Consider the following 20,158-nt stretch of genomic DNA (forward strand, 5'->3'; position numbering starts at 1 on the left):
GGCGGCCGTCAGAGGTTGCCGCGGCGGTCCTGTTCGCGCTCGATGGCCTCGAAGAGGGCCTTGAAGTTGCCCTTGCCGAAGCCGAGGGAGCCGTGCCGCTCGATCATCTCGAAGAAGACGGTCGGGCGGTCCTGGACCGGCTTGGTGAAGATCTGGAGCAGGTAGCCGTCCTCGTCCCGGTCGGCGAGGATCTTCAGCTCGCGCAGCTCGTCGAGCGGGACGCGGGTCTCGCCGACCCACTCGCCGAGGGTGTCGTAGTAGGCGTCGGGAACGTTGAGGAACTCCACTCCGGCGGCCCGCATCTGACGGACCGAGGCGACGATGTCGTTGGTGGCCAGCGCGATGTGCTGGACGCCGGGTCCGCCGTAGAACTCCAGGTACTCGTCGATCTGGGACTTCTTCTTGGCGATCGCCGGCTCGTTGAGCGGGAACTTCACCTTCTTGGTGCCGTCCGCGACGACCTTGGACATCAGCGCCGAGTACTCGGTGGCGATGTCGTCGCCGACGAACTCCTTCATGTTGGTGAAGCCCATGACCTTGTTGTAAAAGGCCACCCACTCGTCCATCTTGCCGAGTTCGACGTTGCCGACGCAGTGGTCGATGGCCTGGAAGAAACGTTTCGTCGGAGCGGCGACGAGCGGCTTGGAGGCGACGAAGCCGGGGAGGTAGGGGCCGTCGTAGTCGGAGCGCTCCACAAGGGTGTGCCGGGTCTGTCCGTAGGTGGCGATGGCGGCCCGGACGACCGTGCCGTGCTCGTCCTTGGACTCGTAGGGCTCCTCCAGGCCGGTCGCGCCGTGCTCGACGGCGTAGGCGTATGCCGCGCGGACGTCCGGCACCTCGACGGCCAGGTCGATCACGCCGTCGCCGTGCGCGGCCACGTGCTCGGCCAGGAAGCGACCCCAGTCGGTGGTCGGCTTGACCACGGAGGTGAAGACGAACCGGGCGCCGCCGGATTCCAGGACGTAGGAGGCCGTCTCGCGGTTGCCGGTCTCCGGTCCCTGGTAGGCGACGCGCTTCATGCCGAAGGCGGTGGCGTAGTAGTGCGCCGCCTGCTTGGCGTTGCCGACGGCGAAGACGACCGCGTCCATCCCCTTGACCGGGAAGGGGTCCGCCTGCCGGGCCGTGGCCGGGGTGGTGGGCTGGGTGTGCATCGTGGTGTCTGCCATGGCGGCAGAGTCCCGCCGATCCACAAGGTGCGCAATAGTTCGCGCATCTCCTGGGCATTGTGTATAGCGGTGCGCGAGTTCTGTCGGGCGTTCTGTACAGGATGACCATCGAAATCGGAGGTTTCGGCCGTGGCGATCGATCATTTGGACGGGGCGCTGCTGGAACTGCTCGCCCGCGAGCCGCGGATCGGCGTCCTGGAGGCGTCGCGCCGGCTCGGGGTGGCCCGCGGAACGGTGCAGGCGCGCCTCGACCGGCTTCAGTCGAATGGCGTGATCAGGGGTTTCGGGCCGGACGTGGACCCCGCGGCGCTGGGGTATCCGGTGACCGCGTTCGCGACCCTGGAGATCAAACAGGGCCAAGGCAGCGACGTGCGGGCCCATTTGGCGGGCGTTCCGGAGGTGCTGGAGCTGCATACAACGACCGGACACGGGGACATGCTCTGCAGGCTCGTGGCACGTTCGAACGCCGATCTCCAACGGGTGATCGACCGGGTCGTGGGCTTTGATGGCATCGTGCGGGCATCCACGGCCATCGTCATGGAAAATCCGGTTCCGCTGCGGATCATCCCGTTGGTGAAACAAGCCGCGGGCGGGTGACCGGAAAGCAGCGGGCGGCACTCCGCCGACGGGGGCGGGTCCGGGGCGAGCGAGGGACCGAGGAGGCGAGAGTGAGCTTCTGGGAGTACGTCGGCAGCCGGCACGTCCAGTTGTTGACCGACACGTACCAACATGCCAGCGCCGTGTTCCAGTGCATGGTGATCGCGACGGTGCTGGGCGTCGCGCTCGGCGTGGCCACGTACCGCAGCGAATGGGCCGGCGCGCTGGCCACGACGACCACCGCGACGATCCTGACCATCCCGTCCCTGGCCCTGATCGGCCTGCTGATCCCGCTCGTCGGCCTCGGCGTCGCGCCGACCGTCGTGGCGCTGACCCTGTACGGGCTGCTGCCGGTGGTCCGCAACGCCATCGTGGGGCTGCGCGGGGTGGATCCGGCGCTGGTGGACGCGGCCAAGGGGATCGGGATGTCGCGGGCCGCCCGGCTCTTCAAGGTCGAACTCCCGCTGGCCTGGCCGCCGATCCTCACCGGCATCCGCGTCGCGACCCAGATGCTGATGGGCATCGCGGCCATCGCCGCCTTCGCCTCGGGCCCCGGCCTCGGCAACGAGATCTTCCGCGGGATCGCCTCGCTGGGCAGCGCCAACGCGCTGAACCAGGTGCTCTCCGGAACGCTCGGGATCGTCGTCCTGGCCCTGCTCTTCGACGCCGGCTACGTCCTGATCGGACGACTGACGATATCCAGGGGGATCCGTGCCTGAGTCCTACGGGAGCGACCGCGGCGCCAAGGGGGCGCGCCCGCCCGCCTCGACGGGCGCCGCGATCCGGTTGGAGAACCTCACGAAGGTCTACCCGGGCAGCCCCGCCCCGGCGGTCGAGGACGTCAGCATGGAGATCGGGGCCGGCGAGACGGTGGTCTTCGTCGGGCCGTCCGGCTGCGGCAAGTCCACCACGCTGAAGATGATCAACCGGCTGATCGAGCCGACCTCGGGGCGGATACGCATCGGCGACGAGGACGTCACGGACATCGACCCGGTCCGGCTGCGCCGCAAGGTCGGCTATGCCATCCAGGCGTCCGGGCTCTTCCCGCACATGACCGTGGCGCAGAACATCGCGCTGGTGCCGAGGATGACCGGCTGGTCGGCGGCCCGGACCAGGGAGCGGGTCGAGGAGATGCTCGACCTGGTGGGCCTGGACCCGGGCGAGTTCCGGCACCGCTATCCGCGCCAGCTCTCCGGCGGCCAGCAGCAGCGGGTCGGGGTGGCCCGGGCGCTCGCCGCCGACCCGCCGGTGCTGCTGATGGACGAGCCGTTCGGCGCCGTGGACCCGATCACCCGCGACCACCTCCAGGACGAGCTGATCCGGCTCCAGCACGAGCTGCACAAGACGATCGTCTTCGTCACCCACGACTTCGACGAGGCGATCAAGCTGGGCGACCGGATAGCGGTGCTCCGCGAGCGCTCGCACATCGCCCAGTTCGACACCCCCGAGGCCATCCTCACCAACCCGGCGGACGACTTCGTCTCCGGCTTCGTGGGCGCCGGGGCGGCCCTGAAGCGGCTGAACCTGACCCGGGTGCGGGACGTGGGGGTGGTCGACTTCCCCACCGCGCAGCTCGACGACCCGCTCCAGTCGATCTTCGATCTGCTGCGGGACGGCGGCACCAACGAGGTGCTGCTGCTGGACCGCCACCGCCGCCCGTACAAGTGGCTGCGCCGCGGGGACCTCTCCCTGGCCAAGCAGTCGCTGGCCCGGGCCGGGACGCTGGTCACCGACACCGTCACCCGGGACGCGACGCTGCGCGACGCACTGGAGGCGGTGCTGACCGACAGCGCGGGCCGGGTCGCGGTCACCGGGCGGCGCGGCGAGTACACCGGTGTCGTCGACGTGGAGACGCTGATGAACAACGTCCACGAACTGCTGGAGGCGGACCGGCTGGAGGCGCTGGAACACCAGCACCAGTTGCGGGCGTTGCGCGCCCACCGGACCCAGCGCGCCCAGGAGGGCCTGAACGGCCCGGGCGGGCCCGAGGGCGGCCCCGGGGGCCGGGCGTGAGCCCGGGGGCGTCCCCGGCCGGCGGGGGCCGCAGTGGGCCGCCGGAGGGCCCCCGGGGGGCGCCGCTGCCGGGCGACGCGGCGGCCGCCGAACGGGAGTTGGCGTCCGGGGCGACGCCGAGCGGTGCCGCCGGGCCCGGCGGTCGCCGGATCGGCTGGCGGAAGTGGACGTTCATGCCGGCCTTCCTGACCGCGGCGCTGCTGACCACCTGGCTGTGGTTCCGCGGCGCCCGGCTGGACTCGATCGCCCACCAGGCCATCGACCACGGCAAGGTGTGGTTGGCGCTGCGCCAGCACCTGCAACTGACCGCCGTCTCGACGGCGTTGGTGCTGGTGATCGCGATCCCGCTGGGCATCGCGCTGACCCGGCCGCGGCTGCGCCGGGCCGCCCCGCCGGCGATGGCGCTGGCCAACCTCGGGCAGGCGGTGCCGGCGCTGGGCCTGCTGGTGCTGCTGGTCATCTGGCTGGGCATCGGGGCCGGTTCGGCGATCGTCGGCATGGTGATCTACGCGGTGCTGCCGGTGCTGGCCAACACCATCGCCGGGCTGCGCGGCATCGACCCGACGCTGACCGAGGCGGCCCGCGGCATCGGGATGTCGCCGCTGGGTGTGCTCGCCAAGGTCGAACTGCCGCTGGCGGTCCCGCTGATCCTGGCCGGGGTGCGCACCGCGCTGGTGCTGAACGTGGGCACCGCGACGCTCGCCACGTTCGGCGGGGGCGGCGGGCTGGGCGACCTGATCTCGGCGGGGATCATCACCCAGCGGATGCCGGTGCTGGTCCTGGGGTCGGTGCTGACGGTGGCGCTGGCGCTGCTGGTCGAGTGGCTGGCGTCGCTGGCCGAACTGCTGTTGCGGCCGCGTGGTTTGGAGGTGGAGACGTGAGGGGGCGCAGGCTCCGTTCGAGGCTCTGGGGGGCCGTCGCGCTGCTGGGGGTCGGGGCGCTGCTGGGGGGCTGCGGGCTGGTCAGCGGAAGTCCGATGTCGGACGACGTCAGCCCGGGGACGGTGGGCCGGGGGCTGCCCCTGAAGGGCGCCGAACTCACCGTCACCTCGAAGGAGTTCACCGAGAACATCATCCTGGGGCAGATCATGGGGCTGGTCTTCAAGGCGGCCGGCGCCACGGTCATCGACAAGACCAACATCCAGGGCACCATCGGCGCCCGCGAGGCGGTCCGCACCGGCACCGCGGACGGGATGTACGAGTACACCGGCACCGGCTGGATCACCCACCTCGGGCACGTCAAGCCGATCCCGGACCCGCAGCGGCAGTGGGAGGCCGTACGCGACGCCGACCTGCGCAACGGCATCGTCTGGCTGCCGCCGTCCCGGCTGAACAACACCTACGCGCTGGCGCTGAACGCCGCCAACGAGAAGAAGTACGGGGTGCACACCCTCTCCGACGTCGCCGCGCTGCTGAAGCGGAACCCGGGCGCGGTCACCCTGTGCGTGGACAACGAGTTCGCCACCCGCAACGACGGCCTGCCCGGGATGGCGAAGGCGTACGGGATGAACATCCCGCCCGGCAACATCCGGCGGATGACCGGCGGCGTGGTCTACACCGAGGTGGCGCAGGGGACGGCCTGCACCTTCGGCGAGGCGTTCACCACCGACGGCCGGGTCAAGGCGATGAGGCTGACCGTGCTCAAGGACGACCGGCACTTCTTCCCCAACTACAACGCGGCGCCGGAGATCAACGCCGCGGCGCTGCGCAGGCATCCGCAGATCGCCGAGGTGCTCGCCCCGGTGACGGCCGCGCTGGACAACACCGTCGCCCAGAAGCTCAACGCCAAGGTGGACGTCGAGGGCCAGGACCCGCACCAGGTCGCCAAGGCGTGGCTGGTGAAGGAGGGGTTCATCAAGGAGGGCGGGGGCTAGGGCGCTTCTGACGGATCTCCGTGGAGGAAGGAGCGCCCTAGGGACGGCCCGACGTCCACCAACGGGTCGCCGACGCCGAGGAGATCACCGCCTCGAAGGCGGCCGCGCGCGGGGTCGGCACGCTCACGGTCGACAAGCGGGTCTGCGACTCCGCCGACCGCGCCGCCCAGGCGAGGCTCAAGACGCGCTGGGGCACCTTCGGCAGGGGCCGAAAGGTGAAGGTCACGGTCTTCTGCCTCGACGACGACGGCTTCCGCCACGCCAACCGGGAGGCCACCGCGGCCCTCTGGGCCGCGCCCCCACCCGCCCTGGCCGCCCTTGCCTCAGCCGGTGCCGCAACTGGGCACGTCGCCACCGGAGTTGAGGGCCTTGAGGGCGTCCACCGCGCCGCCCAGGGTGGTGACGGGGATCAGCCGCATCCCCTTGGGGAGCTCGGCGCGCGCGTCGGTGCACTCCTGGCGGGGGACGAGGAAGACCGTCGCACCGTCGCGGTGCGCGGCCTGGGTCTTCAGGGCCACCCCGCCGACCGCGCCGACCGCGCCGTCGGCGTCGATGGTGCCGGTGCCCGCGACGGTCCGGCCGCCGGTCAGGTCGTGCCCGGCGCCGTCGCCGTTCAGCTTGTCGACGATGCCCAGCGCGAACATCAGGCCGGCGCTGGGCCCGCCGATGTCGGCCAGGCTCAGGGTCACCTTGACGTCCTTGGGGGACTTCCCGAGCCGGTTCAGGGCGGCCTGGGTGGCGCTGTCCTGCGACTGCTTCATCTGCTCCGCGTTGTGCTCGGCGATCTCCTCGGTGTTGTTGCCCACCGGGTAGACCGAGTCGCGCGGCATCACCGCCTCGTCGGTGCGGAACCAGGCCCGGACCACGTCCGGCAGGTGGATGGAGGCGGCCGGCCCGGTGGCGGTGATCGAGGTCATCCGGAGCTGCCCGCTGGTGTCGCGGGTGGGGGCTCCGGAGACGGTGATCACCGGCTTGCCCTTGTCGTCGCCGAGGACGTTGGCCGTGACGCCCGGATACGCGACCGAGTACGGCAGCGGGGCCACCGCCGCGGTGACGAGGAGGGCGAGGACGAGGACGGTGCAGGCCAGCAGGGCACGGGCGCGGGAAGACACCCCGCCACCCTAATTGACCCCCGCCCCGTCCGCCCCGTGCGGCGCCGGTGCCACACGGCAGTGCCACAGGGTCACCACACGGAATCCGCGCCCCGCGTGCCGGGCCGGTGCCCGTCAGCGCAGCGCCTCGGCGACCTCCCGGGCCGCGTCCACCACCCGCGGCCCGATCCGCTCCGCGACGCTGTCCGTCAGCATCACCACGCCGACGCTGCCCTCTATGCCGCTGACCCCCAGCAGCGGGGCCGCGGCGCCGCTAGCGCCGGCCTCCAACTCCCCGTGCGTCAGGGCGAGTCCGGCGTCGTGCAGGCGGCCCTGGCGGGCCTTGAGTATGGCCCGGCCGGCGGCGCCGCGGTCCAGCGGGTGGCGGAAGCCGGCGCGGTAGGCGACGTGGTAGTCGGTCCAGGTCGGCTCGACGACCGCGACCGCCAGCGCCTCGGTGCCGTCGACCAGGGTGAGGTGGGCGGTGGCGCCGACGTCCTCGGCGAGCGAACGCAGCGCGGGCAGCGCGGCCTCCCGGACCAGCGGGTGGACCTGACGACCCAGGCGCAGCACGCCGAGACCCACCCGGGCCCGCCCGCCGGCGTCCCGGCGCACCAGGGCGTGCTGCTCCAGCGTGGCCAACAGGCGGTAGACCACCGTGCGGTTGACGCCGAGCTTGTGCGAGAGCTCGGTCACGGTCAGCCCGTGGTCGGTGTCGGCGAGAAGTTTGAGGACGCGCAGTCCCCGGTCGAGCGTCTGGGAGGTCTCCGCGGTCACGACGCCCCCTCCTGAAGTGAGTTGGCGGCGTCCGTACAGGGAGCGCTGCTCGTCCCGGAACAGCGCCCATGGGCCGCCGGCCGCTTTGCACCGGCTGCGCTCCGCGGCGGCGCTGCCACGGGGCGTGTGCGTGAGCGGGACAGTAGCGAGCTGCTCCGGTCAGCGGAAGACCGCGTCCAGAATCCGGGCTCTGCCGCCCGGAATATCCGCACTCGTCCGCACCGTCGTTCCTCCCGTCACTACTGTGAGCGCGCCGGTGCGCCCCGCGCGCACGCCCCGACCGCGCGGTCCGCGGCGCGCCCCATGACGGGTCAGCGCACCGACTCCCTACGGAATCCTCACGAGAACTCCCCGGCGCGGCCGGACGATGCGCCCCCGGGCGCCGCCCTCAGCGCATCCGCGTGGCCCACTCGCGGACCTTGCTGATCCGCTCGTTGAGCTGCCCCGCGGTCGCCTCCGCGCTCGGCGGGCCACCGCACACCCGGCGCAGCTCGGTGTGGATCACCCCGTGCGGCTTGCCGCTCTGGTGGACGTACGCGCCGACCAGCGTGTTGAGCTGCTTGCGGAGCTCCAGCAGCTCCTTGTGCGTGACCACCGGCCGCCGCTCGGCGGGGATCTCCAGCAGGTCCGCCTCGCTGTCCGGCTTCTTCCGGCTGTGCGCGATCTGCCGGGCCTGCCGCTTCTGCAGCAGCAGTTGGACCTGGTCGGGCTCCAACAGCCCCGGAATGCCCAGGTAGTCCTGCTCCTCCTCGCTGCCGGCGTGCGCCTGCATGCCGAACTCGGCGCCGTCGTAGAGCACGCGGTCGAAGACCGCCTCCGACTCCAGCGCCTCGAACGAGAACTGCTCCTGCTCCCCGGTGTCCTCGTCCTGCTCCTTGTTCGCCTCGTCCATCTCCTTCTCGGACTCGGCGTACGGGTCCTCCTCGCCGTCCTTCTTCGGCTTGTCCAGGACGTGGTCGCGCTCGACCTCCATCTCGTTGGCGAAGCCGAGCAGCATCGGGACGGTGGGCAGGAAGACGGACGCGGTCTCGCCACGCTTGCGGGACCGCACGAAGCGGCCGACCGCCTGCGCGAAGAACAGCGGGGTGGAGATCGTGGTCGCGTAGACGCCGACCGCGAGCCGGGGGACGTCGACGCCCTCGGACACCATCCGGACCGCGACCATCCAGCGGTCGTCGGAGTGCGCGAAGTCGTCGATCCGCTGCGAGGCGCCGGTGTCGTCGGAGAGCACCAGGGTCGCGCCCTCGCCGGTGATCTCCCGGATCAGCTTGGCGTACGCCCGGGCCTGCTCCTGGTCGGAGGCGATGACCAGCGCGCCGGCGTCGGGGATGGCCTTGCGGACCTCGGTCAGCCGGCGGTCGGCGGCCCGCAGCACGTTCGGCATCCACTCGCCGCGCGGGTCCAGCGCGGTGCGCCACGCCTGGGAGACCGCGTCCTTGGTCATCGGCTCGCCCAGCCGCGCCGCGATCTCGTCGCCGGCCTTGGTGCGCCAGCGCATGTTGCCGCTGTAGGAGAGGAATATCACCGGCCGGACGACGCCGTCGGACAGCGCGTTGCCGTAGCCGTAGGTGTAGTCGGCGGACGACCGGCGGATGCCGTCGTTGCCCTCCTCGTACGACACGAACGGGATCGGGTTGGTGTCGGAGCGGAACGGGGTGCCGGTCAGCGCCAGCCGCCGGGTCGCCGGCTCGAACGCCTCCAGGCACGCCTCGCCCCACGACTTGGAGTCGCCGGCGTGGTGGATCTCGTCCAGGATGACCAGCGTCTTGCGCTGCTCGATGCGGTTGCGGTGCAACATCGGGCGGACGCCGACGCCGGCGTAGGTGATCGCGATGCCGTGGTACTCGCGGCCCAACGGGCCGGCGCTGTACTCCGGATCGAGCTTGATCCCGATCCGGGCCGCGGCCTCCGCCCACTGCTTCTTGAGGTGCTCGGTCGGCGCGACCACGGTCACCTGCTGCACGACGTGATGGTGCAGCAGCCACGAGGCGAGGGTGAGCGCGAAGGTGGTCTTCCCGGCGCCGGGGGTGGCCACGGCGAGGAAGTCCCTGGGCTGGGTCTGGACGTACCGGTCCATGGCCGCCTGCTGCCAGGCACGCAGCTTGTTCGCGGTACCCCAAGGGGCCCGCCCCGGGAAGGCCGGGGACAGGTGATGGCTGTTGGTGGCGCTGCTGGTAGTCACGGTCTCCGTCGGCTGAGGTCGGCGATCGGCAACCGCGTCAGCCTACCGGTGCCCCGCTGGCCGCCCACCGCGGAACGCCCGCTCCCGCCCGGGGGTGGGAGGGAGGTCACATCCGGGCGTCGCGTCCGGGGAGCGCGTAGGGAGGAAGGGGCCCTAACCCGCCTTCGGCCGCAGCCGGGTGGCGACCGCCGCGCCGCTCGCCGCGACCACCGCCATCGCCGCGAAGACCGCCAGGAACGCCGCGGGGTGACTCACCGCGCCGGCGCCCGCGGAGGCGGTCGACGCCGCACCGGCCGCGGCCGTCGAGCCGCCGCCGAAGGCCACGAAGAGCACCCCGCTGACGCCGACGAAGGTCACGTTGCCCAACGCGTCGGACATCTGGAGCGACGAGGAGTTGCTGCCGGCCTCCTCCGGGCGGGACAGCTTCAGCAGCAGCACGCCGCCGCTGGAGATGTTCAGCCCCATCCCGAACCCGCCGATCGTCCACGCCGCGGCCACGATCCAGACCGGCACCCCGTCGATCAGCACCAGCGGCACCAGCACGATCGCCGTCGCCAACAGGGCCATGCCCAGCCCCATCAGCCGCTCCCGGTGCCGCTCCAGACCGGGGCGGCTCTGGGCGTAGGAGCCGAGTGCCCAGGTCAGTCCGCCGCCGGTGAGCGAGAGCCCGGCCAGGGTCGCGGACAGTCCGCGCTGGGTGACCAGCAGCAACGGGATGAAGCTCTCCGCGGCGACCAGCGCGCCGGCCGCCAGCCCCCGCATCAGCACCACGGCCGGCAGCCCGCGGCCGGCCCGGAACGTGCCGGGCGGCAGCAGCCGCACGATGGCCGGGGCCAGCAGCGCCAGCCCGGCGGCGGCCGGCAGCAGCGCGAACCAGCCGATGTGCTGGCCGGCGTACTGCAACAGCGACGCACCCACCGCGACCGCCAGCGCCAGCAGGCAGCGGCGGCTGCCGAGGATCCGCCCGAAGCCGCCGTCCGGTCCCGGCACGGTCCGCGGCAGCTTCCGCAGCGCCGGCAGCATCACCGCGAGCGGCAGGAGTATCAGCACCGGTATGGACAGGAACACCCAGCGCCAGCCGACCTGTTCGGTGATCGTCCCGGCGACCAGCGGCCCGACGATCACCGGCACCACCCAGGCCGCCGAGAACGACGCCATGACCGACGGCCGCAGCCGCTCGGGATAGCCCCGGCCGACCACCACGTACAGCGACACCACCGCCAGGCCGCCGCCCAGCCCCTGGACGCCGCGCCCGGCGACGAACATGCCCATGCTCTGCGCCCCGCCCGCGACCAGCAGCCCCACGCCGAACGCGGCGATCCCGCTGAACAACGGCGCCAGCGGCCCCCGCCGGTCGCTCCACACCCCGGCGAGCGCCATCGCGAACAGGCTGGCCGTGAAGAACGCCGAGAAGGCGAACGCGTACAGCCCGATCCCGTCGAGGGCGCGGGCGGCCACCGGCATCGCGGTGTTCACCGCGCTGGCCTCGAAGGCGATCAACGAGACGACGGAGACGATCCCGAGCGTCAACGCCCGGTGATCCCGACCGAGAACACCCCCACCGCACGGCGTCGGTTCCTGGTTCCGGTGGTCGGTGGCGGGTGCGGCGGTGCTGCCCGTCGCGGTCGCGGCGGCCGCGTCTGCGGGGCTCGAAGGGTCAGCGGTCATCGGGCCAGCGTAAGGGCCATAACACCACTGCGCCCCTGTCCGGAGACGGGGATCACCTAGGTCGTCGGTCTTACGCCGCGGGTCGCCCCTCGCCCCGGCCGACGGCCACCGCCCGTTCGTGAACCACGTGTTGCAGCCTCATGGCGACCCATCCGCACCCCTTGCCCCACCCCCCACCCACCGGCCTAGAGTCGGGAACGCACCGCACACCGGCCGTGTGCCCGAGTGGTTCAGGGACTCGCCTGCAAAGCGAGTTACGTGGGTTCGAATCCCGCCACGGCCTCCAAAGAAACACCCCCACACCCGAGTTACCCCAGGGCTCGCCTGCACCGCATCCATCAGCGGGCCGGGGCGTCAGCCGCACGTGGCCGGCGGGCCGGTCCAGGCTCGGTGGAGGCGGTTGATGGCGGCGATGTCGGGCAGGTCCTTCGGGCGGCGGGCCTCGTTCTTCCAGCGCCAGACGTCGCCCAGGCGCATGAAGGGGATGCCGTCGATGCGATCGGCCTCCTCGATCAGGCGGTCGGTGGACCAGCCCGGCGTCCAACGGTCCACGATCTCGATCGCGGCCGTGGGGTGCAGGACCCGCCGGCCGTAGCCGGACACGGTGGGCTGCGGGGTGCCTATGGTCAGGGCTCTCCGCCAGGCCGCGCCCCGTGCCAGGACGTCGAGATCGCCCATCCGCGGCCGTAACCCCCGCACGTAGAGCGCGGCGGAGCCGCACACCACGTACTCGCCGCGCGGTAACTCCAGGGCCCGCAGGGCTTCGAACAGTCCATCGGTGTCAGTGAGCATCAATTCCTCCTTGAACAAAGGGAAGAGACCCGGCGCCGCGGTGGCATGAGGAGAGCCGACCGCGCAGGCGCGCGGTCGGCTCCGGTCAAACGGCCCGCGGCGGCCCCTGGACGCATCCGGGACCGCCGCGGGCGGGAACGCGAAGGGCCTGCCGCCGTGCCGACCCGGCACCGACGACGCCCCGGCTATCTGGAGCGGTGAACTCCGTCTTCTTCACCATCCCCCTGTTGAGTTCTCAAGGGACAGACGCTACCTTCACCTGCTTTTCCATGGGGGTTCACCCGGTATTCCTTTATGCAGATCGCGTCAGGTTTCCGGCGGAACTGCGGTCCGCCGCGGCCGCGTTGGCGGCAGGGCGGACGCCGCTCCGCAACGGCGAGGCGCCCAACTCCCGCTGCACCACTGCCAGTTGCCGCCGAACCGTCATTGCGGAAGAGGTGGTTCGCAGCTCGGCTCCACCCGCCCCGTGGACGTCGTGAAATGGAGCGCGCCGTTTCGGTACGTGGAACGCCACCTGCCGAGCGGGCCGGCGAACCGGCCCCTCGGCAGGTGGCGGAAAACCGCCGTCGACGCACCGCCGCCGCGCGACCTCGGCGCGACGGCGTCAACGGGCATCAAGGGCAGGCCGCAACGCCACCGCGTCACTGCGGCAGTTGCACCGGCTGCGCCACCGCCGCCTGCGGTCGGATCGGCAGGCGGCCGATCGGCCGGCCGGTCGCGGCGCGGACCGCCGACGCCACCGCGGCCGGCGAGGTCACCACCGGCACCGCGCTGACCGCCTTGGCGCCGAACGGGGCGACCACGTCGCGCTCCTCGACCAGCTTGGCGATCCGAATGTCCGGGGCGTCCAGTGAGGTCGGCAACGCGTAGCCGGTCAGATCGGGATGGCGGACCTGGCCGCGGGTGGTGCGGAGGTTCTCCATCAGCGCGGCCCCCAGGCCCTGGGTCACCCCGGCCTCGATCCGGGCGCGCAACTGGCGCGGGTTGAGCACCCGTCCCACGTCCTGGGCCACGGTCATCTCCACCACCCGCACCGTGCCCAACTCGATGTCCACATCGGCGACACAGCGGATCGCGCAGAAGGCGAGGCCGACGAACGCGTCGCCCTGACCGGTCTCGTCCAGCGGCTCGGTCGGATGCGGCCGGCACTGCGCGGTGGCCCACAGCTCCTTGCCGTCCAGCGCCTCGGCGACGGTGGTGCTGAGCACCCCGTCGTACGAGGTGATCTTGCCGTCGGCGATCTGCAGCAGCTCGGTGGACATCCCGAACTTGTGGGCCAGCGGCTGGAGGAGCTGGGTACGGACCATCTTCGCGGCCCGCTCGATCGCCCCGCCGGAGACCCAGGTGTGCCGACTGTGACAGGCCCGACCGGCCGGCGGCTGGTCGGTGTCCACGCCGGCGACGTGCACCTCCTCCACGCCCAGGGTCTCCTGGACGATCTGGCGCGCCAGGGTGGCGAAGCCCGAACCGGTCTCCACGGCGGCGCAGATGACGGTGGCGACCGAGCCGCTGACCTTCACGGTGGCGGTGGACACCTCGTCGGCGCCCTCCGCGCCGAGCATGTGCACCATGCCCAGGGCGTAGCCGACGCCGCGCCGGACCGCGCCCGGCTCGCCCGCGCCCCCGGGCCCGCCCGGCAGCAGCCACTCCGCCTCGGGGGTGTCCTTGGGCAGCTCCGGCAGCGGCGCCTCGGCGACGGCGGTCAGCAGCTCCGCCACCGGGGCGGGGCAGGTGACGGTCTGCCCGGTGGGCAGCAGGTCGCCGGTGGCCATCACGTTGCGCCGGCGGATCTCGTCGGGCTCCAGGCCCAGTTGGGCGGCCAGCTTGTCCATCTGGCCCTCGTAGGCGGCGCAGACCTGGAGCGCGCCCTCGCCGCGCAGGTGGCCGGAGGGCGGGTTGTTGGTGCGCACCGCCCAGCCCTCGACGACGGCGTGCGGGACGACGTACGGGCCGCAGGCGAACGAGACCGCGGCGGCCAGCGCCTCGGAGGAGGTGTCCGCGTACGCCCCGGCGTCCATCAGGATCTGCGCCTCCACCTTCACCAACATGCCGTCGGCATCGGCGTGGTGGCGGTAGCGCAGCAGCGTCGGGTGGCGGTGGGCGTGGGTGAGGAAGGACTCCTCCCGGGTGGCGGCCAGCTTCACCGGGCACCCCGTACGGAGCGCCAGCAGCCCCAGGGACAGCTGGACGCTGGGGTCCTCGCGGTCGGCGGTGGCCCCGGGCACGCCGGTCACCACGACCCGGACCTGCTCGCGCGCCAACCCGAAGGAGGCGGCGGCCAGATCGCGGTCGGTGTGCGGGTCGGTGGAGGCGGAGTAGATCTCCACCCCGCCGTCGGGCCGCGGCACCGCGAGCCCGGCCTCGGCCCCGATGGGCGCGGGGTCCTGGCGGCCGATCCGGTAGAAGCCCTCGACCATCACCTCGCCGACCGCCTCCGGGTCGCCGAAGCGGAGCGGGATGTGCCGGATGAGGTTGCCATCCGGGTGCAACGGCTCGGCCTCGAAGGCGAGTTGGGGGTCGGTGACGGCCTCCTGGACCTCGTACTCGACGACGATCGCGGCGGCCGCCAGCCGGGCCGTGTCGGGGTGGTCGGCGGCCACCGCAGCGATCGGCTCACCGTGGTGGCGGACCTCGTCCTTGGCGAACACCGGGCGGTCGGCGGTGCCCCGGCCGTGCCCCTTGTCGCCGGGCACGTCCTCGTGGGTGACGACCGCGTGCACGCCCGGCATCTCCGTGGCGTGCCGGGTGTCCACGGAGCGGATCCGCGCCCGGGGGTGCGGGGAGCGCAGCACCGCCGCCCACAACAGGCCCTCGGCCCACAGGTCGGAGGCGTACGGGAAGGTGCCCTCGGCCTTGGCCGCCGCGTCGGCGGGCGCCAGGGAGACGCCCAGCCCCTGCGCCGGCGGTTCGACGGGGATCTGGGCGCCCGCCGCGGGCGTCGCGGTCGCGGCCCCGACCCCAGCCCCGTCAGTCGTACCGGTCATGCCGAATCCCCACTCCGCTCGCCCCCGACGGCGCGAGGCGCGCACCCCCTGGTGGTCTCACTCATCCGGCGCCTCCCGGCTGCTGCTCCTGGTGGTGCGGTGCCCCGTCCAACGGGTCGGCGGGACCCGCCTGGTGGGGGATGCGGGCGGTCTCGGCCGGCGCCTCCCCGGCGGCCTCGGCGCGGGACGCGACGACCTCGGCGACGGCGTCCAGGACCCCCCGGTAGCCGGAACAGCGGCAGAGGTTGCCGCAGAGCGCCTTGCGGGTCTCCAACTCCGTGGGGGCGTGGTTGCCCTCCAACAGGTCGTGGACGGTCATCGCCATGCCCGGTACGCAGAAGCCGCACTGCACGGCCCCGGAGGCGGCGAGCGCCTGCTGGACGTCGGAGGGCACGCCGTTCTCCGCCAGCCCCTCGACGGTGCGGACCTCGCTGCCGGCCGCGGTGGCGGCGGGCACCAGACAGGAGGCGACCAGCCGCCCGTCCACCTGGACCGAACAGGCCCCGCACTCCCCTTGGGAGCAGCCGTCCTTGGCCCCGGCCAGGCCGAGCCGTTCACGCAGCACGTACAGCAGCGACTCGCCGATCCAGGCGTCGGTCACCGGACGGTCGACGCCGTTGACGCACAACACGTAGGAGGCGGAGGGGTGTTCGTCGTGGCCGTCGGGGGCGGCCGGCGCCGGCTCGGGCGGCGCGGGGTGCGCCGTCGCGGCCTCGGCGTCGTGGGCGACCGGTCCGCCGGGCGGCGCGTCCACGGTGGTGGCCGGGGCGGCCGGCTCAACGGCGGCCGGCTCGGCGGGGGGTGGGCCGGACTCCGCAACGGGGTCCACGGCCGGGTCCTCCGGGTGGCCGGCCTCGACGACGTCCGGGACGGCGGCCGCGGGGGCCTGCGGGGCACTCTGCGGGCCCGCCGGCGCCGGGTCGGCGGGCAGCGCCCGCGCGGGCGCCTCGGGGGCCGTCTCCGCGCCGTGCTCGGCGGGCGCCACCGGCCCCGCCGGGTCGTGCGCGACGACCGGCGCGTGGGGCTCGCCCTCCGGGGCGGCGACCGCGCCGGCGGCGGCCGCCCGGCCCGCGTCGACGACGAACTCCCCTGTGGTGTCGGCCTGTTCGCCCTCCACCACCGGGATCGACCAGCTTTCGGCGCTCCCGGGGGCGGGCACCTCCGCAGCGCCCTCCTGGCCGGCGGGCGCGCCCTCCTGGTGAGCCGGCTGCCCGGCCGGCGGCCACTGGGCCAGCGCGTCGGCGGGCAGCGACCAGTGGCCGGTCGCTCCGCTCGTATTGGACGCGATGGCGCCCCGCGCGTACGGGTCGTCGGCGGGCGCCGGGTACGGCTCGCCCGCGCCGGCCGGAGCGCCCTCGTCGGTGCGGGTGCCGGCCCCGCTCGTGGCGTCCAGTCCGGCGCTGAAGTTCCAGTGGCCGGTGGCGCCCTGGCCCGGCGCCCCGGTGCCCTCGTACGGCGCGGGGTAGCCGCCGTCGGCGTGCGGCGCGGCGCCGTGGCCGGTCAACCGGTCGTCGCCGACGCGGTACTCGCCGGACTCCTCAAGGACGTCGTCGGCCGCCGGCACGCGCCACGCGCCGCCGGCCGCCTCCGGGCTGCCGGCGACCGGCCAGTGCACCTGCTCGCCGCCCCACGGCTGGGCGCCCTCGGGCGCGTTGGCCTGGTAGCCGGCGGGCGGGCCCTGGTGCGGTGCGGGCTCCTGCCGGCCCGTCGGGTCGGCGTATCCGGCCGCGGGGTCGGCGTACCCGGCGGACTGGTCGGCGAACGGCATCGTCCACTGCCCGGTCGCCGCCGGGTCGGTGCCCGCGCCCGGGTGCGCGGGGGCGTGCGCGGGGAACGAGGCGGGCGGGGTGTAACCGTGGCCGGGGGCCGCCAACGGGTCGCTGCCCGGAGCGCGGTAACCGGCCCCGTACGCCTCGGTGGTGAAGCCTTCCGGAAGCTGGACGAAGGCGGTCGCCTCCGACTCGTACTCGCCGCCCGGCGGCAGCGGCTGCCAGCCCTGCTCCGGATGCGGCTGCTGCCGACGGCGGTTGTCTGCTTCGCTCACGAGAGCGCCCTCCCAAGTGCGCGGCGGGCCAGGGCTGCCACCGTACGGCGCAGGTGCAGAGCGGCCGGCGGCAGAGCCGCCGGTTCGGAGCCGTCCTGCGGCGGCACCGGGTCGGGGATGCAGGCGGCGGCCACGTAGTCGCCGAAGGCGGCCAGCGCCTCGGGGACCAGGCCGCGTTCGCCGTCCCAGTCGATGAGCGAGGCCACCCACTGCTCGGCCTCCAGGGGCCGCAGCGGCATGGCGGCGACCGCGCCGACCGCGCAACGCACCGAGCGCCGGGCCGGGTCCAGGACCAGCGCGACGGAGGCGGTGGCGCGGCCGGGGCCGGTGCGCCCGGTGGCCTTGAGGAAGGTCTGCGGGGCGTGCAGCAGCGGCACCCGGACGAAGCCGACGAGCTCGCCGGGGCTCAACATGTCCCGGCCGGTGAGCAGATGACTGACCGGGATCTCGCGGCGGGCGCCCCCGGGGCCGGCGATGACGACCGTGGCCTCCAGGGCGGCGAGCACCGGGAGGGTGTCGCCCGTGGGGGCGCAACTGACGATGTTGCCGCCGAGGGTCCCGGCGTTGCGGATCTGCGGCGGGCCGGCCGCGCGGGCCGCGGCGGCCAGTCCCGGGATGAGCGCGGCGAAGTCGGGGCGTCCCATACGGGCGAGGGTGAGGCCCGCCCCCAGCAACGCGTGGCCGTCCAGGTACTGCCAGCCGCGGATCTCGCTGATCCGGCCGAGGCCCACCAGGCCGGCGGGTCTGAGGAGTCCGGCGTTGACCGCCGCCATGAGGTCCGTCCCGCCCGCGACGGGCACGGCGGCGGGCATGGCCGTCAGCGCCGCCACCGCCTCGTCAAGCGAGACCGGCAACGTCACCGATTGCGACGCGTGCGGTGCGTGCGTGGTCAACCCAGCTGCCCCTTCCCCGGTGTCCCGGCATTCCGCTCCGCCGTACGGTACGTGCTCACGACCCGGACGTGGCAACTCTGGCACATCTTCGCGGACCCGGTACGCGAGGGTGCGCGAAGGGTGTTCCGTCCCGAAGAGGGCGCTGGTCCGGATTCGTCCCCCGGTTCCGGTGAGCGGGCACCACCGTTCCAGGGTCCGGCCGGACGGGCGCCCTCCTTGGGCGAGGGCTCACACGTTTGGGGGCGACCCGTCGAAGGGGCGTCCGAGGATGCCGGGACGCCGCTGCCACGGGAGGGGACCACCGGGCGGGCGGTAGCCGACGCCGAGGGCGTCGAGGCGGACGTAGTGCTCCGTCATCCGGCGGGTGAAGTCCTGGTAGTCGCGGGCCTTCGGGGCCGGCAACCGGGACCAGGCCACCTCGGCGAACGCCACCAGCCGCGGGAAGAGCTGGTAGTCCAGGCGCGGTTGACCGTCCATCGCCTCGGACCAGGCGTTGGCCTGGGTGCCCAGGACCCGCTCGGCCTGTTCGCGGGTCAACTGCGGCGGGACCGGCTCGAACCGGTAGACGTCCTCCAGGGTCCGCACATAGCCGATCGGCACCGGCTCATCGGGCGAGGCGTGCTGCCGGTAGTCCAAGTACACCTGCTGCGAGGGGCACATGACGACGTCGTGGCCGGCCTTGGCGGCGGCGATGCCGCCCTCGTACCCGCGCCAGGAGGAGACCGCCGCGCCCTCCGCCAGGCCCCCTTCGAGGATCTCGTCCCAGCCGATGAGCCGGCGGCCGCGGTCGGCCAGCCAGCGGTCGAAGTGCCGGATGAACCAGCTCTGCAGCCCGTCCTCGCCGTCCAGGGACAGCTCCGCGATCCGCTCCTGGGCGGTGGCCGAGGCCCGCCACTGCTCCTTGGGGCACTCGTCGCCGCCCACGTGCACGAAGCGGGACGGGAAGAGGTCGAGCACCTCCTCCAGCACGTGCTCGTAGAACCGCAGGGTGGTGTCAGTGGGCGCCAGTACGTTGGGACTTACGCCCCAGGTGTCCCAGACCTTCAGGGAGGTGGTGTCGATGACGTCGGTGTTGCCCAGCTCCGGGTACGCCGCGATGGCGGCCTGCGAGTGCCCGGGGATATCGATCTCGGGGACGACGGTGATCTGTCGCTCGGCGGCGTAGGCGACGATCTCGCGCAGATCGTCCTGGGTGTAGTAACCGCCGTGCGGGCGCGGGTCCCAGAGCGGCGAGTCGCGATGGCCGAGTTTGCTGCGCTCGCGCCAGGCGCCGGTCTCGGTCAGCCGCGGGTAGCGGCGGACCTCGATCCGCCAGCCCTGGTCGTCGGTGAGGTGGAAGTGCAGGACGTTGAGTTTGTGGGCGGCCATCAGGTCGAGGCAGCGCAGCACCCCTTCCTTGGGGAGGAAGTGCCGGGCGACGTCCAGCATCAGGCCGCGCCAGCCGAAGCGGGGGGCGTCCTCGACGGTCTGCTCCGGCAGGCCGGGGGCGTGCCCCGGGTCGAGTGCGGCGCGCCGGAAGGCGGCGGGGCCGAGGAGCTGACGGAGCGTCTGCGCGCCCCAGAAGACACCGGCCGGACTGCCGCCGGTGAGGCGGACGCCCCAGCGGGCGTCGGCGTCGAGCCGGTAGCCCTCCGCCGGCAGCGTCGCGTCCAGCGCCAGCGTCAGGGTGTCGGGTGCCTCGGCGGAGCCGGGCGGCAGCGGGAGGGCGAAGGCGGCGCCGAGGGTGGCGCGCAGCCAGCGGGCGGTGTCCTCGGTTCCGGGGGCGGCGGCCAGCGCGGTCTGTGCGCCGAGCCGCACGGTCCGGGGGCGGGCCCCGCCGTCGCCCAGGTCGCGGCTGAGCGGCGCCGGGATCAGAGCTGTGGGGGAATCGGTCTCCAGAGCTGTCACGACGTGAAGTCTTCAACACGTCGCCGCGGAAGGAAACCACGCAGGCACCAGCCGTCCGCGCGCGTCCCCCGGGCCGGCGCCCGCCGGAGCCGCCGCGACGGGCGGTCCGGGCACGGCAACGGGCCCGGGCCCTCAAGGGACCCGGGCCCGCGCGGACCGTGGGCGCGGCGGCCGCGCTCCGGGGCCTCGAC

The 20,158-nt window shown here is 73.4% G+C and carries 16 protein-coding genes and 1 tRNA gene; 6 read left to right on the forward strand and 11 right to left on the reverse strand.

Features of this window, described 5'->3' with window-relative positions; all coding sequences use genetic code 11:
* Nucleotides 1-8: 8 nt before the first annotated feature.
* Nucleotides 9-1,166 (reverse strand): 4-hydroxyphenylpyruvate dioxygenase, encoded by a 1,158-nt coding sequence (hppD, locus tag ACIQU6_RS12695; RefSeq protein WP_403481630.1) that lies wholly within the window; start codon nucleotides 1,164-1,166, stop codon nucleotides 9-11.
* Nucleotides 1,167-1,295: 129 nt separating this feature from the next.
* Between hppD and ACIQU6_RS12700 the strand changes: the two genes are divergently transcribed.
* The 5 genes from ACIQU6_RS12700 to ACIQU6_RS12720 all read left to right on the forward strand — a co-directional run bounded on the left by ACIQU6_RS12700 (nucleotide 1,296) and on the right by ACIQU6_RS12720 (nucleotide 5,649).
* The gene (locus ACIQU6_RS12700) at nucleotides 1,296-1,763 is read left to right on the forward strand and encodes an Lrp/AsnC family transcriptional regulator (protein WP_274915487.1); all 468 of its coding nucleotides are present in this window, start codon (nucleotides 1,296-1,298) and stop codon (nucleotides 1,761-1,763) included.
* Nucleotides 1,764-1,834: 71 nt separating this feature from the next.
* The gene (locus ACIQU6_RS12705) at nucleotides 1,835-2,482 is read left to right on the forward strand and encodes an ABC transporter permease (RefSeq protein ID WP_403481631.1); all 648 of its coding nucleotides are present in this window, start codon (nucleotides 1,835-1,837) and stop codon (nucleotides 2,480-2,482) included.
* On the forward strand, nucleotides 2,475-3,776 hold the full coding sequence (locus tag ACIQU6_RS12710) for a betaine/proline/choline family ABC transporter ATP-binding protein (RefSeq protein WP_403481632.1): 1,302 nt from the start codon (nucleotides 2,475-2,477) through the stop codon (nucleotides 3,774-3,776). Before ACIQU6_RS12705 ends, ACIQU6_RS12710 begins: the two co-directional genes overlap by 8 nt.
* Nucleotides 3,773-4,657, forward strand: coding sequence for an ABC transporter permease (locus ACIQU6_RS12715; protein ID WP_403481633.1), 885 nt, complete (start codon nucleotides 3,773-3,775; stop codon nucleotides 4,655-4,657). The genes ACIQU6_RS12710 and ACIQU6_RS12715 overlap by 4 nt, the downstream gene beginning before the upstream one ends.
* On the forward strand, nucleotides 4,654-5,649 hold the full coding sequence (locus ACIQU6_RS12720) for a glycine betaine ABC transporter substrate-binding protein (protein WP_403481634.1): 996 nt from the start codon (nucleotides 4,654-4,656) through the stop codon (nucleotides 5,647-5,649). The genes ACIQU6_RS12715 and ACIQU6_RS12720 overlap by 4 nt, the downstream gene beginning before the upstream one ends.
* A gap of 37 nt (nucleotides 5,650-5,686) precedes the next feature.
* On the opposite strand, the gene ACIQU6_RS12725 is transcribed toward ACIQU6_RS12720, so the two are convergent.
* The 5 genes from ACIQU6_RS12725 to ACIQU6_RS12745 all read right to left on the reverse strand — a co-directional run bounded on the left by ACIQU6_RS12725 (nucleotide 5,687) and on the right by ACIQU6_RS12745 (nucleotide 11,367).
* The gene (locus tag ACIQU6_RS12725) at nucleotides 5,687-5,875 is read right to left on the reverse strand and encodes a hypothetical protein (RefSeq protein ID WP_403481635.1); all 189 of its coding nucleotides are present in this window, start codon (nucleotides 5,873-5,875) and stop codon (nucleotides 5,687-5,689) included.
* A gap of 97 nt (nucleotides 5,876-5,972) precedes the next feature.
* Complete coding sequence (locus ACIQU6_RS12730) at nucleotides 5,973-6,761, reverse strand: S16 family serine protease (RefSeq protein ID WP_403481636.1); 789 nt, start codon at nucleotides 6,759-6,761, stop codon at nucleotides 5,973-5,975.
* Between the two features lie 114 nt (nucleotides 6,762-6,875).
* A complete protein-coding gene (locus ACIQU6_RS12735) occupies nucleotides 6,876-7,517 on the reverse strand; it encodes an IclR family transcriptional regulator (protein WP_274915482.1) in 642 nt (213 codons plus the stop codon).
* Nucleotides 7,518-7,905: 388 nt separating this feature from the next.
* On the reverse strand, nucleotides 7,906-9,699 hold the full coding sequence (locus ACIQU6_RS12740; protein ID WP_403481637.1) for a DEAD/DEAH box helicase: 1,794 nt from the start codon (nucleotides 9,697-9,699) through the stop codon (nucleotides 7,906-7,908).
* A 153-nt stretch (nucleotides 9,700-9,852) separates the two neighbouring features.
* Nucleotides 9,853-11,367: an MFS transporter gene (locus ACIQU6_RS12745; RefSeq protein WP_403481638.1), complete on the reverse strand. Its 1,515-nt coding sequence runs from the start codon at nucleotides 11,365-11,367 to the stop codon at nucleotides 9,853-9,855.
* A gap of 211 nt (nucleotides 11,368-11,578) precedes the next feature.
* On the opposite strand from ACIQU6_RS12745, the gene ACIQU6_RS12750 reads away from it, so the two are divergent.
* Nucleotides 11,579-11,653: transfer RNA gene (locus tag ACIQU6_RS12750), tRNA-Cys, on the forward strand.
* A 68-nt stretch (nucleotides 11,654-11,721) separates the two neighbouring features.
* On the opposite strand, the gene ACIQU6_RS12755 is transcribed toward ACIQU6_RS12750, so the two are convergent.
* From ACIQU6_RS12755 to ACIQU6_RS12775, 5 genes are all read right to left on the reverse strand, one after another.
* Nucleotides 11,722-12,159 (reverse strand): hypothetical protein, encoded by a 438-nt coding sequence (locus ACIQU6_RS12755; RefSeq protein ID WP_403481639.1) that lies wholly within the window; start codon nucleotides 12,157-12,159, stop codon nucleotides 11,722-11,724.
* Between the two features lie 641 nt (nucleotides 12,160-12,800).
* Nucleotides 12,801-15,143, reverse strand: a complete 2,343-nt coding sequence (locus ACIQU6_RS12760; RefSeq protein WP_403481640.1) for a xanthine dehydrogenase family protein molybdopterin-binding subunit — start codon at nucleotides 15,141-15,143, stop codon at nucleotides 12,801-12,803.
* 61 nt (nucleotides 15,144-15,204) lie between these two features.
* Nucleotides 15,205-17,187 (reverse strand): 2Fe-2S iron-sulfur cluster-binding protein, encoded by a 1,983-nt coding sequence (locus ACIQU6_RS12765; RefSeq protein ID WP_403481641.1) that lies wholly within the window; start codon nucleotides 17,185-17,187, stop codon nucleotides 15,205-15,207.
* Nucleotides 17,184-18,080: an FAD binding domain-containing protein gene (locus ACIQU6_RS12770; RefSeq protein ID WP_403481642.1), complete on the reverse strand. Its 897-nt coding sequence runs from the start codon at nucleotides 18,078-18,080 to the stop codon at nucleotides 17,184-17,186. Before ACIQU6_RS12770 ends, ACIQU6_RS12765 begins: the two co-directional genes overlap by 4 nt.
* Nucleotides 18,081-18,308: 228 nt before the next feature.
* The gene (locus tag ACIQU6_RS12775; RefSeq protein ID WP_403481643.1) at nucleotides 18,309-19,967 is read right to left on the reverse strand and encodes a beta-N-acetylhexosaminidase; all 1,659 of its coding nucleotides are present in this window, start codon (nucleotides 19,965-19,967) and stop codon (nucleotides 18,309-18,311) included.
* Nucleotides 19,968-20,158: the final 191 nt, after the last annotated feature.

This window comes from Streptomyces sp. NPDC090442 (genome assembly GCF_044769405.1).
Taxonomy (GTDB): Bacteria; Actinomycetota; Actinomycetes; order Streptomycetales; family Streptomycetaceae; genus Streptomyces.